This is a genomic window from Burkholderia pseudomultivorans (genome assembly GCF_001718415.1).
Taxonomy (GTDB): Bacteria; Pseudomonadota; Gammaproteobacteria; order Burkholderiales; family Burkholderiaceae; genus Burkholderia; species Burkholderia pseudomultivorans_A.
The window spans coordinates 327,601-344,683 of the sequence record NZ_CP013378.1; the positions used below are offsets into that span (position 1 = coordinate 327,601).

At 65.5% G+C, this 17,083-nt stretch carries 17 protein-coding genes; 5 read left to right on the top strand and 12 right to left on the bottom strand.

What is annotated here, in order from left to right:
* The first annotated feature begins 6 nt into the window (after positions 1-6).
* Entirely contained in the window at positions 7-498 is a 492-nt protein-coding gene (locus tag WS57_RS14425; protein ID WP_009687764.1) for a fasciclin domain-containing protein, read from the top strand.
* A gap of 163 nt (positions 499-661) precedes the next feature.
* On the opposite strand, the gene WS57_RS14430 is transcribed toward WS57_RS14425, so the two are convergent.
* Both WS57_RS14430 and WS57_RS14435 read right to left on the bottom strand, forming a co-directional pair.
* The gene (locus WS57_RS14430; RefSeq protein ID WP_059517772.1) at positions 662-2,182 is read right to left on the bottom strand and encodes a cryptochrome/photolyase family protein; all 1,521 of its coding nucleotides are present in this window, start codon (positions 2,180-2,182) and stop codon (positions 662-664) included.
* 74 nt (positions 2,183-2,256) lie between these two features.
* Positions 2,257-2,874, bottom strand: coding sequence for a DUF2878 domain-containing protein (locus WS57_RS14435; protein ID WP_009687762.1), 618 nt, complete (start codon positions 2,872-2,874; stop codon positions 2,257-2,259).
* Positions 2,875-3,229: 355 nt separating this feature from the next.
* On the opposite strand from WS57_RS14435, the gene WS57_RS14440 reads away from it, so the two are divergent.
* Positions 3,230-4,189, top strand: a complete 960-nt coding sequence (locus tag WS57_RS14440) for an alpha/beta hydrolase (protein WP_009687761.1) — start codon at positions 3,230-3,232, stop codon at positions 4,187-4,189.
* Between the two features lie 85 nt (positions 4,190-4,274).
* Here the strand turns inward: WS57_RS14440 and WS57_RS14445 are convergent, their stop codons facing one another.
* Complete coding sequence (locus tag WS57_RS14445) at positions 4,275-5,246, bottom strand: MerR family transcriptional regulator (protein ID WP_009687760.1); 972 nt, start codon at positions 5,244-5,246, stop codon at positions 4,275-4,277.
* 274 nt (positions 5,247-5,520) lie between these two features.
* Between WS57_RS14445 and WS57_RS14450 the strand changes: the two genes are divergently transcribed.
* The gene (locus WS57_RS14450; protein WP_059603336.1) at positions 5,521-7,050 is read left to right on the top strand and encodes a cryptochrome/photolyase family protein; all 1,530 of its coding nucleotides are present in this window, start codon (positions 5,521-5,523) and stop codon (positions 7,048-7,050) included.
* 26 nt (positions 7,051-7,076) lie between these two features.
* Here WS57_RS14450 and WS57_RS14455 read toward each other — a convergent pair whose 3' ends face one another.
* A complete protein-coding gene (locus WS57_RS14455; protein WP_009687758.1) occupies positions 7,077-8,090 on the bottom strand; it encodes an NAD(P)/FAD-dependent oxidoreductase in 1,014 nt (337 codons plus the stop codon).
* Between the two features lie 296 nt (positions 8,091-8,386).
* On the opposite strand from WS57_RS14455, the gene WS57_RS14460 reads away from it, so the two are divergent.
* Both WS57_RS14460 and WS57_RS14465 read left to right on the top strand, forming a co-directional pair.
* Positions 8,387-9,139 (top strand): SDR family NAD(P)-dependent oxidoreductase, encoded by a 753-nt coding sequence (locus WS57_RS14460; RefSeq protein ID WP_069244447.1) that lies wholly within the window; start codon positions 8,387-8,389, stop codon positions 9,137-9,139.
* A 2-nt stretch (positions 9,140-9,141) separates the two neighbouring features.
* Positions 9,142-9,540: a DUF3429 domain-containing protein gene (locus WS57_RS14465; RefSeq protein ID WP_236871935.1), complete on the top strand. Its 399-nt coding sequence runs from the start codon at positions 9,142-9,144 to the stop codon at positions 9,538-9,540.
* A gap of 275 nt (positions 9,541-9,815) precedes the next feature.
* On the opposite strand, the gene WS57_RS14470 is transcribed toward WS57_RS14465, so the two are convergent.
* From WS57_RS14470 to WS57_RS14500, 8 genes are all read right to left on the bottom strand, one after another.
* Positions 9,816-10,520: a sigma-70 family RNA polymerase sigma factor gene (locus tag WS57_RS14470; RefSeq protein ID WP_069245419.1), complete on the bottom strand. Its 705-nt coding sequence runs from the start codon at positions 10,518-10,520 to the stop codon at positions 9,816-9,818.
* Between the two features lie 116 nt (positions 10,521-10,636).
* Positions 10,637-11,368 carry a GTP cyclohydrolase I gene (folE, locus tag WS57_RS14475; protein WP_009687754.1) on the bottom strand — a complete coding sequence of 244 codons (732 nt, stop codon included), beginning with the start codon at positions 11,366-11,368 and terminating at the stop codon, positions 10,637-10,639.
* A gap of 99 nt (positions 11,369-11,467) precedes the next feature.
* Complete coding sequence (locus tag WS57_RS14480) at positions 11,468-12,223, bottom strand: hypothetical protein (protein ID WP_009687753.1); 756 nt, start codon at positions 12,221-12,223, stop codon at positions 11,468-11,470.
* 620 nt (positions 12,224-12,843) lie between these two features.
* On the bottom strand, positions 12,844-13,014 hold the full coding sequence (locus WS57_RS35805; RefSeq protein ID WP_009687752.1) for a DUF2256 domain-containing protein: 171 nt from the start codon (positions 13,012-13,014) through the stop codon (positions 12,844-12,846).
* 94 nt (positions 13,015-13,108) lie between these two features.
* Positions 13,109-13,642 (bottom strand): chalcone isomerase family protein, encoded by a 534-nt coding sequence (locus tag WS57_RS14485; RefSeq protein ID WP_059517762.1) that lies wholly within the window; start codon positions 13,640-13,642, stop codon positions 13,109-13,111.
* A gap of 1 nt (position 13,643) precedes the next feature.
* Entirely contained in the window at positions 13,644-14,861 is a 1,218-nt protein-coding gene (locus WS57_RS14490) for an SAM-dependent methyltransferase (RefSeq protein WP_059517760.1), read from the bottom strand.
* Positions 14,858-15,712, bottom strand: coding sequence for a DUF1365 domain-containing protein (locus tag WS57_RS14495; RefSeq protein ID WP_009687749.1), 855 nt, complete (start codon positions 15,710-15,712; stop codon positions 14,858-14,860). The genes WS57_RS14490 and WS57_RS14495 overlap by 4 nt, the downstream gene beginning before the upstream one ends.
* A complete protein-coding gene (locus tag WS57_RS14500; protein ID WP_059517758.1) occupies positions 15,709-17,013 on the bottom strand; it encodes an NAD(P)/FAD-dependent oxidoreductase in 1,305 nt (434 codons plus the stop codon). Before WS57_RS14500 ends, WS57_RS14495 begins: the two co-directional genes overlap by 4 nt.
* Between the last annotated feature and the right edge of the window lie 70 nt (positions 17,014-17,083).

Consider the following 17,083-nt stretch of genomic DNA (forward strand, 5'->3'; position numbering starts at 1 on the left):
GGATCCATGTCGATGGAGCAGACCGTCGAGGTGGGTGGCGCTGCGATGTACCCGTCGAGGAACATCATCGAAAACGCGGTGAATTCTCACGATCACACGACCCTGGTCGCGGCGGTCAAGGCGGGTGGGCTGGTCGACACATTGTCGAGCAAGGGGCCCTTCACGGTATTTGCACCGACCAACGACGCATTCGCCGCGTTGCCGGCCGGCACGGTGCAAACATTGTTGAAGCCGGAGAACAAGGCGATGCTCGTCAAGGTGTTGACGTATCACGTCGTATCCGGACGACTCACGGCGTTCGACCTTGCCAGGGCGGTCGAGCAAGGTGGCGGCAAGGCGACACTGAAGACGGTCGAAGGCGATTCCCTGATCGTCAGCCGTGGCGCGAACGGGCTGGCCGTGACCGACGACAAGGGCAATGTCGCGCACGTCACGATCGGCGATGTCATGCAGTCCAATGGCGTGATTCACGTGGTCGACTCCGTGCTGATGCCCTGATGCCTCAGCCTGTATCGGGAGGAAGGCGTGATGTGCGGAAGCAGGCCGTGCGCGATTGCACATCACGTCGCCCCCGGTGTGTCGTCGGGGCGCCCCGTCGCACGGTCGAGCCCCAACGTTCCGATCGGCAATTCGTGATTCGATTCCGGCTAGCGATCGAAGGTCACTTCATTTGGCTCTGTGTATTCAGGATCTCTACCGAACTGAGGGCTCGCGCGCGTGCAACCTGGTGATCCACGATCGGGAAGGGATAACTTGCGCCGAGCGCGATGGATGCTTCCCGCAGCGCTTCAGCGGAAGCGGTCCATGGGCTGTGGAGTGTTTCGGCGGGGAGTGCAGACAGTTCGGGCACCCACCGCCGCGTGTATTCGCCGCTCGAGTCGAACTTTTCCCCCTGCAGGACAGGATTGAAGATTCGAAAATACGGGGCCGCGTCGGCGCCGCTTCCTGACACCCATTGCCACCCGGCGGGATTGCTTGCCTCGTCCGCGTCAACCAGCGTATCCCAGAACCATGCTTCGCCCTCGCGCCAGTCGATCAGCAAATGCTTTGTGAGAAATGATGCTGTCACCATGCGCACGCGGTTGTGCATCCAGCCTGTGTGCCAAAGCTCGCGCATGCCGGCGTCGACCAGCGGGTATCCGGTTTTCCCCCTTTGCCACGCGCGAAGCGCCTTGGCGTCGGTACGCCACGGCATGGCGTCAAACTGACGCCGAAAATTGAACTGATGAAGGGGTTCGCAGTGGTAGAGAAGGTAATACGAGAATTCTCTCCATCCGAGTTCACTGAAGAACTTGTTCAATGACTCATTTTTGGCATCGTCAATGCGAACAACTCGCCTGCTTCGCATTGCGTCTACCGCTGATAACGTCGCGTACCACACCTGCCGGGCCGAGATATTTCCGAAGCGAAGATACGGAGAAAGCCGGCTCGTCGCTCGAGTGGCCGGAAAATCCCGAGCGCCGGCATAGTCGGAAAACGAGTTTTCAATGAAGGCCTCGAGTTGATGCCCGGCCGCTTCCTCGCCGCATCGCCAGGTCGCTCGCAAGCCCTCCGCCCAATCCGGCGTCGAGGGCTGCAGTGCAAGTTCGGAAAGCGTACTGACGTGTGCGCTGACGTTTCTGGAGACGGGAAAGAACGTGATCCGGGCGGGCGCCGGCAGCGGGCATGGCGGGAAAAAGTTATCGCGGCGAGCGGCTCTCCAGTACGCGCTGAATACCTGGAACGGCAAGCCTTCGCGCGTGGCCACCGTCCAGGGTTCCCGCAAGAGATGGCCGTTGAATGTCGACACGTCGATGCCGCGCCCGATCAGGTCTTTCTTGATCGATGCATCCATTTCCGTTTGCGCTTTCGAGTAGCGGCGATTCCAGAAAACCATTGCCGCCCGGGTCTCGACGGCGAGGCTCCTGATGGCTTCATGTTCGTTACCGCGAAGCACGAGCAGCGAGCCGCCGAGAGCGGAAAGCGAGTCGTCGAGTTTTTTCAATGACTCGTGCAGCCACCACTTTTGCGCGCCCCCCATGGCGCGCCCGAGCTTCGGGGCAGGGTCGTAGACGTAGACGCAAGCAACAGGATGGCCGGTACTGACCGCATGAGAGAGCGCGGGATTGTCGCTGAGTCGTTGGTCATCCCGAAACCATACGATAACGGGGCGGGATTCATGCGGCAATTCGGTGCGTGTCATGTGTGGTGCCTGAGAAGGTATGTTGGCAATTTGAACGGGATCGGAGATAAAGCCGGCTTGCGTCGCTTCCGGCTCTATCCGGCGCGGGCGTCATTCATGTCGCCTGCGCCGATTGGCGGAGGAGAAGGGCGCGTTACGCCATCCCAATGGCTTGCAATCGCAAGCGCGGCCGGCAAGATGAACGCCCAGCCGGTTGCGAGAACGACGAGCGCTGCAGCCGGATCTTTGAAATGAACGGCCCCCAGCGCCGCACCTGCGCGAAAGGACGCGGGGCCGGCGAACGCGCCGACGAGCGCCGAGACGAGCGGTCGCGCCCGAAGCCAGGGCAGCAAGGTGTTGAGTTGAATCGCGAACAGCGCCCACAGCCCCGCGAGCCAGTACGGCGCTGTACCTTTGAGAAAAACGCCGTTCGGGTACACGAGCAGGCCGGAATGTGCAACGGCGCTGTCCCACAACCATCCGGACACCGTGACCGTGATGACGATCCGCGCCTCGGATGCGGGCCGACGCGCGAAGAGAAGATGGCCGGTTGTCGCGATCAGCGCATAGGTGACGCCCCACGCCGCGTGATGCGATGCGGCAGTCATCACGCATACCAGCCATCCTGTCTGGGTCGTCGCGAGATAGATGCACACGCGAGCGGCGCCGGACTTTTTCGTGCTCGACGTCGGTTGATTCGGCGCGCTTCTCATGATCGTTCGCGGCGGATCGGTAACGGCATGCTCGCCGTGCCGCCATGTCGACGTTGCATCTCGGGGAAAGTGGCAGGTAGAACGTTCATGGCAGACGGCTCTCACTATCGTCGACGAGCGGACTCACCACCGGACGATTGCTTGGCAGCGAGCGACCGTCGGCATTCCGCGTTGATTCACCTATCCACTCCACATACGACTCTCCGCTGCGCACGGATGCACTTGCGCAGGGAAGATCTGGATGCCGTCAAGGGGCGCGGCTGCCCCGCGATGCATGCATCCGCTTGCGCGCAATCGCCGTAAACCACAAACCAGGCGGCGGATGCGGCCGGAATCGTCAGGAATGGGGATATCCATGAACATGAAAGCCGGACTCGTCGTCCTGTCGGTGCTGCTCGCGGCCGGTCTCCTCTCCGCGTGCAGCCCGGTGCGGCTCCTGAATGCGCTGACGCCGAGCTACACGTTCAGTCTTTTCGCAGGTATCCCGTACGGATCCGGCGAACGCCAGGTGCTCGACGTCTACTTGCCCACGCGCGTCTTGCATCACTGGCCGGCCGATGCGAGTGCGGGCGCCCCTGTGGTCGTGTTCCTTTACGGCGGAAGCTGGCAGTCCGGCGAGCGCAAGGACTATCTGTTCGTGGGCGAGGCGCTCGCGTCGAGGGGCTTTGTTGCCGTCTTGCCCGACTACAGGACGTATCCGGCGACCACCTTTCCCGGTTTCGTCGACGATGCGGCGCAGGCGGTGGCGTGGGCACGCGAGCACGCGGTTGCGTTCGGCGGCGATCCACATCGCCTGTTTCTGATGGGGCACTCTGCCGGCGCACAGATTGCCGCGTTGCTTGCGACCGACGGCCGCTATCTGGCGGCACAGGAGATGCGCAAGAGCGATATCGCCGGCGTGATCGGCCTGGCCGGGGCTTACGATTTCCTGCCGCTGCGCGACGCGACGCTTGAAAGGATCTTCCCGGAGGAAGCGCGCGCCGGGAGCCAGCCCATTCGATTCATCCAGGGTACGGAGCCGCCGATGTGGCTGGCCGTCGCGGAAAACGACACGGTGGTCGAGCCCGGCAACACGACCCGCTTCGCGCGCGCGCTGCAAGACAAGGGCGATACCGTCGTGGTCATGCGTTACAGGAACGTGAGCCATGCATCGATCGTCGGTGTGCTGGGCGCGCCGTTGCGAGGCTTGGCGCCAGTGCTCGACGATCTCTCCGCGTTCGTGGATCGCGTCGCGAATGCGTCGAATGCCGGCGCCACGAGCAGGCAGCCAACATCGCCTGCCGCCGTGGCTCGTTCTTCCGTTGCGGCTCGGTGATCGAGGCAAGCGCCGCATTGCGCGCGAAACAGCATCGCCACCTGCCGTCGTGGGCAGGTCGGAGCAGCCGGCGGCGCGTGCCGCGCTACAGCGCCTTCAGTTCCGGCGTCGTCCCGCCCAATCCCTCTTCGCGAAGAATGACGGCAAGCGCCGTCTCGAGCAATTCGGCCGCCCGGTTCGCTGCGTCTCCAAGGTGGCGGTGCAGCAGCGCATCGGCCGGCGATCGAGACACGCATTCGTCGCTGTATCGCTCGAACGCACTGAGCTGCATGATCAATTCGGAGAGATGACGCGGACACTCGCATTTGACGGTGGTGGACAGGCCGCTGAGCGACGCGAGCGTCGCCTCGTCGAAGCGTCGCCGCGTGCGCAGCCAGAGCCCGCGATCCGCGTCATTCGATTGGCGCGACTTGACGACGGCTTGCGCCAGTTTCGAAATGATCGATATCGGGTTGGTCTGGCCTTCCGTCGACCGGAACAGCTCGAACCCCGACAGACGCGCCAGCTCGACCGCCTCTGCCGTGCCGAACCCGTATACGACGGCCACGGCGTGCGCGTTGAGCTGTTGCGCCACGGCAGCGAGCTGCGAAACGACATCCTCATGGAGCGACGTGGTCGTCGCGATGAGGGCATCGACTGACGTACCCGCATGCGCGCTCGTGTCGTCGAGCGAGTCGATTCGCGCGGCGATCCGGATTCCCATTCGCTCTATCGCGGATTCCGGAATCGAAAGCGCGCCGACGACCGCGAGGCTCACACTTGCCTCGTGAAACACCGGGTCACGCGTATTCGTCAACGACAACGCCTCGAGTTCCTCGCGGCTCAGGCTGGCGATCGAGCCGATCGCGTGGCCCTGATTGACGAGCGTTTTCAGCAATCGAATTCGCTGGACGTCGTCGTCCGAGTACAGCCGTTGTCCGGACGGCGTTTTGGGCGGCGCAACCACGCCATAGCGCCTTTCCCAGATTCTCAGCGTGGCTGCCGGCATGCGCGCCAGGCGCGCGGCCTCGCCGCTGCGATAGCGATGGGGCGTATCGCGATCCTTGCGAGGGGGCATCGTTGCTCTCCTGAAGTTGACGTACCGTTGTCTCAGGATTGTACGCAGTTTGCGTGAAATACGAAGCAGGAAAGTGATTCAATATGCGGATTTTCGTCCGAAAAGGTGGTTCGCGAAGCGCGAGCCGGCTAAAATGCTTGGAAGCGGTACGGCTCGGTGTTGCGAGGTCGGTCAGGACGCGCGCGGTGCCGCGCGTACGGAGGGGCAAGGTGTTTCGTTCGACGCGCGGGTGTCTCGACAACCCAGGCGGCGATCATCAATCGCGAAGCGTCCCATGAAGACTTTAAGGCTTGTCCTCGGCGATCAGCTGGACCCGAATCATCATTGGTTTTCCGATGTCCGGGCCGAAACGATCTACGTGCTGATGGAAGTTCGGCAGGAAACCGACTACACGCTCCATCACGCTCAGAAGCTGATTGCGATCTTTGCGGCGATGCGCCGCTTCGCGAGGCTGTTGCGCGATGCGGGCCATCGCGTGCACTACATCGAGATCGACGACCCGCTCAATCGTCAGGCCATTCCCGCCAACCTGGACAGTGTCGCCGAGCTTCACGGCGCGGCGTGCATCGAGTATCTGCTGCCGGACGAATGGCGGGTCGACCAGCAGCTGAGCGCCTATGCGGCAGCGGCGAGCGTGCCGGTTCGCGCGGTCGATACCGGTCATTTCCATACGACGCGCGACGAGGTCGCGCAAGTGCTCGGAGCGGGCCGATCATGGATCATGGATCGCTTCTACCGGAGCATGCGCGTGCGGCATCGCGTCTTGCTCGACGGGGAAGGGCGGCCTGCAGGCGGGCAGTGGAACTACGATGCCGAGAACCGCCAGGCGTGGTCCGGCTCGCCCGCGGAACCGGCCGACTGGCGTCCGCATCACGATCATCGCGCGCTGTGGCAACAGATCGTTGCGGCGGGCGTGCGCAGCTTCGGGGAGCCGTCGGCCGGCGACTTCCGCTGGCCCGTCGATCGCGCCGAAGCGCTCGCCTGCCTCGACGCCTTCATCCGGGATGCGCTACCGTTTTTCGGGCAGTTCCAGGACGCGATGCACGGGAGCGCGCGGCGCCTGTTCCACTCGATGCTGTCGTTCGCGCTCAATGTGAAAATGTTGAATCCGCGCGAAGTCGTCGCGCGGGCCGAGCACGCGTATCGCAGCGGCGCGGCGCCGCTTGCCGCCGTCGAAGGGTTCATCCGGCAGATACTGGGCTGGCGCGAGTTCGTGCGCGGCGTGTACTGGGCACGCATGCCGGGCTATGAAAACAGCAACGCGTTCGGTCATCGCCGCCCGTTGCCGCCTTGGTTCTGGGATGGCCGCACGCGCATGGCCTGCATGTCGCACGCGCTGCGGCAGTCGCTCGAAGACGCGCATGCGCACCACATCCTGCGGCTGATGGTGATCGGCAACTTTGCGCTGCTGGCCGGGCTGGATCCGCACGAGGTGCATGAGTGGTACCTCGGTGTCTATATCGATGCGTTCGAATGGGTCGAGATGCCGAACACGCTCGGGATGAGTCAATACGCCGACGGCGGGGCAATGGCGACCAAGCCCTACGTTTCCAGCGCCGCGTACATCCATCGGATGAGCAATTACTGCAAGGGCTGCGCGTACGACCGCAATGCGCGAACCGGCGCGCGCGCATGCCCGTTCAACGCGCTGTACTGGGACTTTTTCGACCGGCACCGCGGCGCGCTGCAGCACAACAACCGGCTCGGGATGGTCTATCGGCAGCTCGCGCGCTTTGATGACGCGGCGCTCGAAGCGATTCGCCTGCAGGCTGACAGCGTGGTGCGGAATCTCGAATCGCTGTAGGCCGTTCCGTCATCGGCCGCCGCCGTTCAGTGCGTGATCAGGGTGTCGGCCACCGCGCCGCCGAGGTCGGTGCCGCTGAGCCACGCGCCTTCGATCTTGCCGCCGCCCAGCCAGTCGCCGCACAGTCCGATGCGCGGGCCAGCCCGCCACGCAAAGCGGCCGGGAGTCGCGACAGACGACGGCGCCGGCTCGGCATAGCGCCAGCGATGGGCGGTTGCCGTGTCGGCGGTGGCGCCCACGATGTCCCGAAAGGCGTCCAGCAGCGTGCGCGTTATCTGCTCGGGCGGCGCCTCCAGATGAGCCTGGCTCCAGTCGGGTGTCGCGTGCAGCACCCACGTGCTCGCGCCGGTGCGCCCGGGCTTGGACGTGTCATGGGCGATCCAGCCAAGCGGACCGGAATTGACGAATGCGGCGTCGAATCCCGGGTTCGGCAAATGGCCGCACTGCGCCATCACGGCCCAGGCCGGGCGCATCCCGGTACGCTGGGCAATCACCGCGAGACCCGGTTCGGCGCGCTGCAGGAGCGGGACGGCCTGCGGCGCCGGAACCGCGACGATGACGACGTCGTGACGCGCGTCCAGCGCACGATGCTCGGACGAGATCAGTCGCCAGCCATGTTCGTCTCGCATCAACCCCGTGATCGTCGTCTCGGGCACCGTTTCGATTCCGGCCGACAGATGGCGCGCCGGCGCAGTCATGCCCGGCACGCCGACAAATCGCTGAGCTGGCGCGAGCAGTGCCCGCGGCCAGCGTGAGCCGATCGATGCGACGCGCGCGGCCCACGGGGCGGCAGCGCCGCCGGCGACCCATCGCGATATTTCGGCGACGAATGCCGGATGTTGCGCGGTGAAATACTGCGCGCCGTGATCGGCCTGCCAGCCGTCCGCGCGGCGCGTGCTCATGCGCCCGCCCACGCCACGGCTTTTCTCGTACACCGTCACTCGGTGGCCCGCATCGGAGAGGACGCGTGCGCAGGCCAGTCCGGCGATTCCCGCGCCGACGATCGCGATGTTGGCGGGCGAATCGGAAAATGAAGTCATCTGATTCGTCTTAAAAAATGCAGAAAATTGCGCTAATTCTTAGCGCTCATAGTGAATTCTATGTCACGATCGGGCATATGAAGCCGATATTTGTGACATGTGACACGTGGATTTTGAGTCGTTAAGTCATCATGAGTCGTTATATCGCTTCATCCTGCCGGGAATCGGCATAGAATAGAAACTGTGAACAAACGGCATGTCGCGGCCCGGCTGCGCATCGTGCGGCGGTCGTCGAGCGCCGCGCGCGCAGGAGCCGGAGTCCCCGCGCGGGAAGGGTGCTTGCAACAGGAGTCGTCATGGCTTTTGTCTGGATTTGCGGGGCAACGGGAGCCGTCGGCAGCGCACTTGCGCGCCGGCTGGACGCCAAGGGCGTTTCAGTGGTGCTCACAGCCCGACACGCTGATAGTCTCGGCGCCCTTGCCGACACGATGTCGCGCGAGCGTGTGGTCGTTGCGCCCGCCGACGCGACTGATGCGGCGGCGCTCGATCGGGCGCTCGAGGCAGGCGTCGAGCGATTCGGTGTGCCGGACGGGCTTGCGCATTGCATCGGCTCGATCGTCGTCAAGCCGATGCATTCGACTTCGGATTCCGAACTGCATGACGCGTTCGCGGCGAATTACTTTTCGGCATGGAACGCATTGCGCGCGTTCGTCCGCATGTTGCTCGCCGCTCAGGCCGGGGGCAGTGCGGTGCTGTTCGGCAGTGTCGCGTCGAGAACCGGGTTCCCGAACCATGAAGCCATCGCCAGCGCGAAAGCCGCGGTTGGCGCGCTCGCGCAGGTGGCGGCCGCCACCTACGCGGCGCGCGGGATTCGCGTCAACTGCATTCATCCCGGCCTGATCGTCTCGGCGATGTCCGCGCGTCTGACGAGTGCGCCGCAGGTCGCGAAGCGCCTCGCGGACGCCAATCCGCTCGGACGACTCGGCGTCGGCGACGATCCCGCCGCGCTTGCGGCGTTCCTGTTGAGCGCCGATGCGTCATGGGTGACCGGCCAGCAGTTCGGCGTCGATGGCGGCCAGGGTGCGCTGATCGTCTCGCCGAGGTCGTGATCATGCGTGCGGCGCTGCATCGCTACCGCGTTCCCGCAGCGTTGGCGCTGGCCGGCCTGGCGCCGTTCGTCGCGCTGTCGTGGCTGAGTGTCCACGCGTCGGCTGCCAATGACGATTACGTGCACGCGCTGCTGAACTACGCCGCGTGTATCGCGTCGTTCGTCGGGGCCGTGCATTGGGGTGTCGCGCTGCGCGCATCCGAGTCGCCGCCCCGCCAGCGCATTCTTTACGGATGGAGCGTGATCCCCGCATTGATGGCGTGGGCCGTGCTCATGTGCCGGGCATCGGCGCGCGGCTCACGGCAATGGCGATCGTGCTTGTCGCCTGCGCGGCCGTCGACGGCGTGCTGTGGAGAAAGGATTTCGTTCCGGCTTGGTATTTCGCGTTGCGGTGCCTGTTGACGAGTGTGGCAAGTCTCTCGCTGCTGGCCGCCGCGCCTTCGATGAACGGTTGATCCGAATCCCTCCGGGGCGACGTCCTGAACAGCTCGCCGACCCGAGTGCCGGAGCATCGAATTCGGGGGGGCATCACGATGAAATATCGCAGGCCCGCGGCGGCGATGCTGTCGCCTCTCCATCGAGTCAGCGGCGCGCTGCCGCCGCCGCTGCAAATGCCGATTCAACGGCGCGCGGTTCGACTCGCGCAGCGCGATCGAACCGCGAGGTGATTCGCGCGCTCATTGCTCGAGATACACCTTGAGTCGCATCAGGCTGCGGCGAATCCAGCTCTTCATCGTGCCGAGCGGCACCTGCATGCGTTCGGCCAGCTCCGCGTACGACGCGCCGCCATGAAACGCTTCCCGCAGCACATAGGCCTGCCGTTCGCCCAGATGCGCGAGCCCGCGCTCCAGACGCAGGCGCTCCTGGCTCGCCTGCGCGCCGAGATCGGGCGTCGGGTTTTCGTCGGGGATCGACATCGCCAGTTCGTCGTCGAGCGGAACCTCGCGGTGCTGCCTGATCCGGTCGATGGTCCGATTGCGTGCGAGCGTCATCAGCCATGTCATCGCCGTGCCGCGTCCGGCGTCGAATGAATCGGCGCGACGCCACGCCGTCGTGAACACGTCCTGAAGCAGGTCTTCCGCTTCGTGGCGGTCGCGGATCATCCGGACGATCACGCCGTACAGCCGCGCCGCCGTCGATCGATACAACTGCGCGAACGCGTGCTCGTCGCCGGCGGCGACGCGAGACAGCAATTGGTCGAGTTCCGCATGCGCGTCGGGTGCTTCGTCGGGCTGAACGACCGCATCGGCGGTGAATTCGGTTCTGCCGCCCGGGCGCGACCTCCCGCGGGACGCGTCCCGGCGTTGCTGCCTGCCTGAATGCAGCTTCGTCGATCGACCCTTGCCGGACGACGGGCGGAGCGAATCGTGCGAGCAGTTCATCGGGAACTCCGTATGGCTTTGCGCTTCGCGCTGTTGCGCGCCCGCGGTGACGAGCGGGCGCGGCTCATGGCCGGGCACGGTGCCATCGCATTCGTCGCGAATGCCTGTCGCGCGCATTACGCATTCTTTCCGGACAACAAGGCGAGAAACTCTCGGCGAAGCGATGCGTCCGCGAGAAATTTCCCGCGCATCACGCTGTTGGTCATTTTTGCCTGGTCGTCCTTGGTGCCGCGCCAATGCATGCAGAAGTGCTCGGCCTCGAGTACGACGGCAAGGCCGTCGGGCGAGATGCGCGATTCGAGGAGATCGGCGATCTGCTTGACCGCTTCTTCCTGGATCTGCGGGCGCGTCATGACCCAGTTCACGAGCCTTCCGTACTTCGACAGGCCGATCAGATTCGACGCGGCGCTCGGCAGCACGCCGATCCAGATGCGACCCATGATCGGGCAGAGATGATGCGAGCAGGCGCTGCGCACGCGCAGCGGCCCGACGATCAGCAACTCGTCCAGCCGCTCGACGTTCGGGAATTCGGTGACGGACGGCGCCGCGTCGTAGCGGCCCGCGAACACTTCGCGGATGAACATCTTCGCGACGCGCCGCGAGGTCTCCCGGGTGTTGTGGTCGTTGTCGACATCGATCACGAGCGAGCGCAGCACCGCTTCCATTCCCTGCGCAACTTCGTTCTGCAACGCATCGAGTTCGCCGTCGCGCAGGTGCGCGGCGATGTTGTCGTTCGCATGGAAGCGCGCGCCCGCGTTCTCGAGCCGACGACGGATGATGTGCGACAGAGGAATGCCCTCGTCGATCGCGGTCAAGGTGTGTTCGGGAGCGTCGATCAGATTGCCCATGTCGGTTCGTTTCTCGAGGTTAGGGGGTCATGCGATGGATCGCGACAGAGGCGATGATTTGCCTGTGTTTCTTGGATAAAAACCGGGCGAACGCCGCCGCTATTTCGACGACGCGCCGACCGGGCGGCGCTCACCTGGCGTGCGCGGGCGTGCATGGCGGCCCGGCAGCGTCACCGGAGATCCGGTCCTGATCGCGCACGACGGACCCATTGGCGTTGCCGGGGCCCAGCCGCCGGCGTCCCGGCGGAACCGCAACATCGGGTCGTTCGCAGTCGGCTTCGCCGCGAGCATGACGGCGGCGGACTGTTGCAACCTGGCCAGGACGAACGCGTGGTCGACGCGGCCGCCGACCGAGTGAAACAGGTGGAACCCTGCAAGGCGGATCAACGCGAGCGCCTGCACGCTGCCGTACTCATAGATGATCGCGGCCGCGCGGACACGGCGCGCCTGTGCCAGCGACACGAATTGAATCGCCAGATTCATCTGCAACGACGAGACCTCGGCGATCAGGGCGTCGACAGCCGGGCCCGGCTGCCGTAGCGCCCGCGGCACCGACTCGACGCGCTCGCTGACGTGCAGGCCGGCCTGCTCGATCGTTTCGTCGGATGCAGTCAGGACGCCCGTGACGAGTAGCGTGGGACACACGCGAGCCGCGACGGTATGCGATCGCCGTTCGGGCAGTGCGCCGTGCAGGCCGGCGCTTGCACACCGGTCGGTCACCAGCGGCGAGCGGCGCCGGCAGCGTTGGCCGCGCTGCTGCGCGGCGACCCGCAAGCGCGATGCAATCGGCCGGTCGAGCGCCGCACCGGCGTGGTGTAACGGGTTGCGTGCCGGGGCGACGGACACGCGCGCCATCCATGAAGCCGGACACGCCGGAAACCGGCGCGGCTTGATGTCGTGATTGCGTGTTGGCACGGGGCCTCCCTCGGTCGATTCATGCGTCACAGCTGGATTGTATGCAAATTTTCCGGAAAGTGAAGCGGAAAAGTGATTCACATAACAATTTGTCCCGGATTATTTTGAGTCATTTGACGCGACGGTGCTGTAAGGTTGCGTTGCGAGCACGAGAGTCCTCATTTGTGCAAGGGAATTTCGTGTTGGCGTGGCGTATGAAACGATTTCCGGGGTCAATGGGGTGGCGGTTAATTTGTGCCATGACGGGCCAGAAAGTACGCCGGAAGGCGCGCGATTTCGATGTATGCATCGACCGTGTCGCACATTTGCGTGTCGATACGGCGAGATCCGGCCCGCGGCCGTTCCCGCAAAGCGTCGTGCAGTTGAAACGGGGCGGAGTGAGCCGCTTATAGGGAACCAGACGGCCACGGGGAAGGGGGAGGACTGCCCTGACGAGCGCGTCTGTGCGCGCACCGGCGCCGATCGATCCGGATTGCCCAAAACAGGCGCGAGCATTCCGTCTCGGATCGAAGCGCCAACCGGGTCCGCGCGCTGCTCGCGACCGGCTCGTCAACGCGAAGTCACCAACGTGCAGCGTTTGGCTTCATGCGGGAGCGCGGCCGCCGATTTCGACGGCAACGCTCCGAGCAATATCGGACTTCGTCCCAGGCGGCTTTCCATTTCTTTCTCCAGCTGAAAGGCAAGCCGCAGGTCTCGCATGTCTTCTCAGGCAAGTGCATCTTGTTGACCATGGCGAATCACGCGTCGAGAAGGATCCTGGCGAACTGTCCGGTCGAGCGGCGCTGCCGGCGTCGATACACCGGACCATCGCCGCTCACCGTCGAATCAGCGTGCATCGTCGCCCAGCAACTGACGGCGCAACGACTTTGCCCGCGTGCGCGGGTCGAGCCAGATCGAGAAGAATGCGCGCGCGAACGCCGGGTCGGTCACGTCGGCCGTGAGGCGGCCGTTGGTGTAGAAGCGTGCGCCGCGCTCGGGCACATACACACCGCACAGCACGTCGCCGCGCGATACGTCGGTGAACGCCCGTTCGATATCGCGGCGCCATGCTTCGAGCGTCGCCGCCGGCAACGGTGCGGGTGCGAGTCGCTCGATCTCGTCCATGCCCGTCGAGACTAGCCGCTCGCCTTTCACGTCGTGACGGTAGGCAAGCGACAACGCAAACGGCGTGTCGAACGCGCCCGGCGGCCGGGGCGCCCACAGCTGGGCGTCGTACAGACAGATGCCCAGGATGCAGAACCGGCCGGATCCGATCAGTCGCGCCGACGCGATGTCGTCGACGCAGCTCGCGCCGGCGAACAAGGGTGCAGCCAGCGCCGCGGCCGCGACTGCGGCGAGCATCGCAAGCCTGCGCCGCATGTCAGCCGCCCGACGACACGATGAAATGCATCACGTCGGTCCGCCGCTCGACAAATCCCGCTTCGCAATAGGCGAGGTAGAGGCGCCAGGTGCGAATGAACGTCTCGTCGAACCGTTGCGCACGCACCGAGTCGATGCGCGCCTCGAACGCGGCCCGCCAGGTGCGCAGCGTGCGCGCGTAGTCGTCGCCGAACGCGAGCACCGGTTCGGCGGCCAGGCCGGCCCGCCGCGCGGCATCGACGAAACGCTCCGGGCTCGGCAGCATCCCGCCGGGAAAGATGAACTCGCGAATGAAGTCGCTTGACGTGCGGTACGCGTCGAATAGCGGCTCGATGATCGTGATCGATTGAATCAGCGCGCGAGCACCGGGCTTCAGGCGCTGCCTGAGCGTGTCGAAGTACACCGGCCAGAATGTTTCGCCCACGGCCTCGAACATCTCGATCGACACGATCGCGTCGTATTGGCCGTCGACGTCCCGATAGTCGCGCAATTCGAGCGTGACGCGATCGGACAGCCCGTCGCGCGCCATGCGCTCGCGGGCCAGCGCGTATTGCGCCTGCGAGACGGTGACGCCATGCACGCGGATGCCTTGCCGCGCGGCATGCGCGGCGAACCCGCCCCAGCCGCAGCCGATCTCGAGCACGTGCATGCCGGCGCGCAGGCCGAGCGAATCGACGATGCGCTGATACTTCGCCGTTTGCGCGTCGGCGAGCGAACGCTGCGCGTCGCCGTCGAAGCATGCGCTCGAATACGTCCACGTGTCGTCGAGCCACAATCCGTAAAAGTCGTTGCCGAGATCATAGTGCGCGTGGATGTTGCGGCGGCTGCCGGCCCGCGTATTCATCCTCAGCCGGTGACGCAGCGCGTACCAGAGGCGTGCCAGGCGGCCGCCGGTCACCGTCTTCGCGATCACCGGCTGGTTGCGGATCGCGAGGCGCAGCAGCGCGACGAGTTCGGGCGTCTCGATCCAGCCGGCGCGATACGCTTCCGCGAATCCGATGTCGCCCGCGCGCAGGATCGCACGGCACGCCCGCCAGTCGCGGACCTGCAGCGTCGCGGCCGGCTGGCGGTGCGGATCGCCGAACACATGCTGCGCGCCTTCGGGCGTCACGAGCGTCAGGTGACCGTCGTTGATTTGCCGGAGCAGCGCGATGAACAACCGGGCCGAGAGCGGCATCGCCGGTTGCGAGGCGGAAGACAGCAGGCGCAGCAAGGTCATGGGCGAGCCTCGTGATCGGACATCGCCGAGCGGCCGTGTGGCGACGCGCCCGGCGAACGGGACAATGGCGAATCGGCAGCGGCGGAACGGCCGGGGGGCGTCTTGCCGTGGAACGGCACGCGCGCGAGCCACAGCCGCAGCGCTTGCCAATGAATGCGAATGACGACGTTGATCGCGTTCAGCGGCTGCCGGGCCAGCGCGCGCCATGCGCGTGCCGCCGTCAGCGGCGCGGACCGCATGCCGATTGCCGTGCGCAGCAGCAGACCGTCGTCGTCGCGATAGTCGATTGCCACGCTCAGATGGTCGCCGCACTGACGCACGCGAAACGCGTAATCGCCGACGATGTCGCAAAACGGCGAGACATGAAACGTCTTGCGGCAGACGAGCACGGTGTCGGCGTCGATCGGTGCGTGACGCATCGCACTCAGCAGGTAGCCGTGGTGCGCACCGAACGTGTTGCGCACATCGGCGTACAGCGCGCGCAGCCGGCCCGCGCGGTCGTAGCAGTACCAGAAGCTCACCGGATTGAATGCGTAGCCGAAGACGCGCGGGATCGTCTGCAGCCAGATCGGGCCGTCGGCGGGAATGCCGGCGCGCGCGAGGACATCGCGCATCCACGGGCCGAGCGCGCGGCCGTCGCGCGGGCCGTAGTCGCGGGAAGCGAGCGCAAGCGGGGCCCGGCGATCGATGCCGAACCAGCCGACGTCGATCTCGTCCAGCCGCTCGACGTCGCAGCAGACCTGGAATATCGGGTACGCGAACGCATGGCGCACCGGCCGCAGCCGTTCATGCATCACGGTGCCGACGAGCAGCCGGGCGGCCATGCCGTCGCGGGCAAAGGGCGCGTTCATGGGCGAGCCCAGGACGGCGCGATGCCGAAGCTGCGGGCGACGCGCAACGCCGATTTCAGTCCATCCTCATGGAACCCGTAGCCCGTCCACGCTCCCGCAAACCACGTATTGCGCCGCCCTTGCAGCATCGGCAGGCGATGCTGCGCATCCACGGCCGCGAGATCGAGCAGCGGGTGTTCGTAATCGTAGCGGCCGAGCTGGGTGTCGGGCGCGGGCTCGTCGACCGGATTCAACGTGACGACGACCGGCGAGCGGAACGGCAACGGCTGCAACTGGTTGAGCAGGTAGCTCACGCACACCGGCGATTCGCCGCCCGTGCGCCTCGGCCGGCCGCCCAGGTAGTTCCATGCCGACCACACGCGCCGTCGGCGCGGCAGCAACGCGGTATCGGTATGAAGCACCGCGACGTTGTGCTGGTAACGCACGGCGCCGAGCACGTCGCGCTCGGCCTTGCTCGCATCCGCGAGCAGCCGCAGGCTGGTCGGCGCATGGCACGCGAGCACGATCGCGTCGAAACGCTCGTGACCGGCCGTATCGGTCGCCACCGTCACGCCCGCGTCGTCGCGCCGTATCGCGCGGACCGGCGTATTCACGCGCACGTCGTCGAGCGTCGCGGCGATGCGCTCGACGTACTGCCGCGCGCCGCCCGCGACGGTGCGCCAGGTCGGCCGGTTGTTGACCTGCAACAACGCGTGATTCAGGCAGAAGCGCAGGAATGTCGCCGCCGGAAACCGCAGGATGTCGTTGGCCGCGCTCGACCAGATGGCGGCCGCCATCGGCAGCAGGTAGTGATGCTGGAACGATGCGCCGTAACCGCCGGCCGTGAGCAGTTCCCCGACCGAAAGACGCTGCCGGCTCGCCGATTCGAGGTGATCTTGCGCGGACGCGTTGAAGCGCAGGATGTCGCGCAACATGCCGAGAAAGGTCGGCGAGAACAGGTTGCGGCGTTGTGCGAACACCGTGTTCAGGTTGCTGCCGGCCCATTCGAGCCGGCCGCCGTCGACCGAAACCGAAAACGACATGTCGGTCGAATGGGCGGCCACGCCCAGTTCGTCGAACAGCGCGATCAGGTTCGGATAGGTCCGGTCGTTGAACACGAGGAATCCCGTGTCGACGGGGTGGCGTGCGCCGTCGAGGTCGACGTCGACCGTGTGCGTGTGACCGCCGAGATAGTCGGCGGCCTCGAACAGCGTCACACGGTGACGGCGGGCCAGCAAGTACGCGCTGGCCAGGCCCGCGATGCCGGCGCCGACGACGGCAATCCGCCGGCCGGGCAGCGACATTCTAAGTTCCGGGTGCATCGCGAATGGTCTCCGTCAGTCACAAGTGCAGGTTCGGGAATCACATGTGCTCATATACGTCGCACCGCAC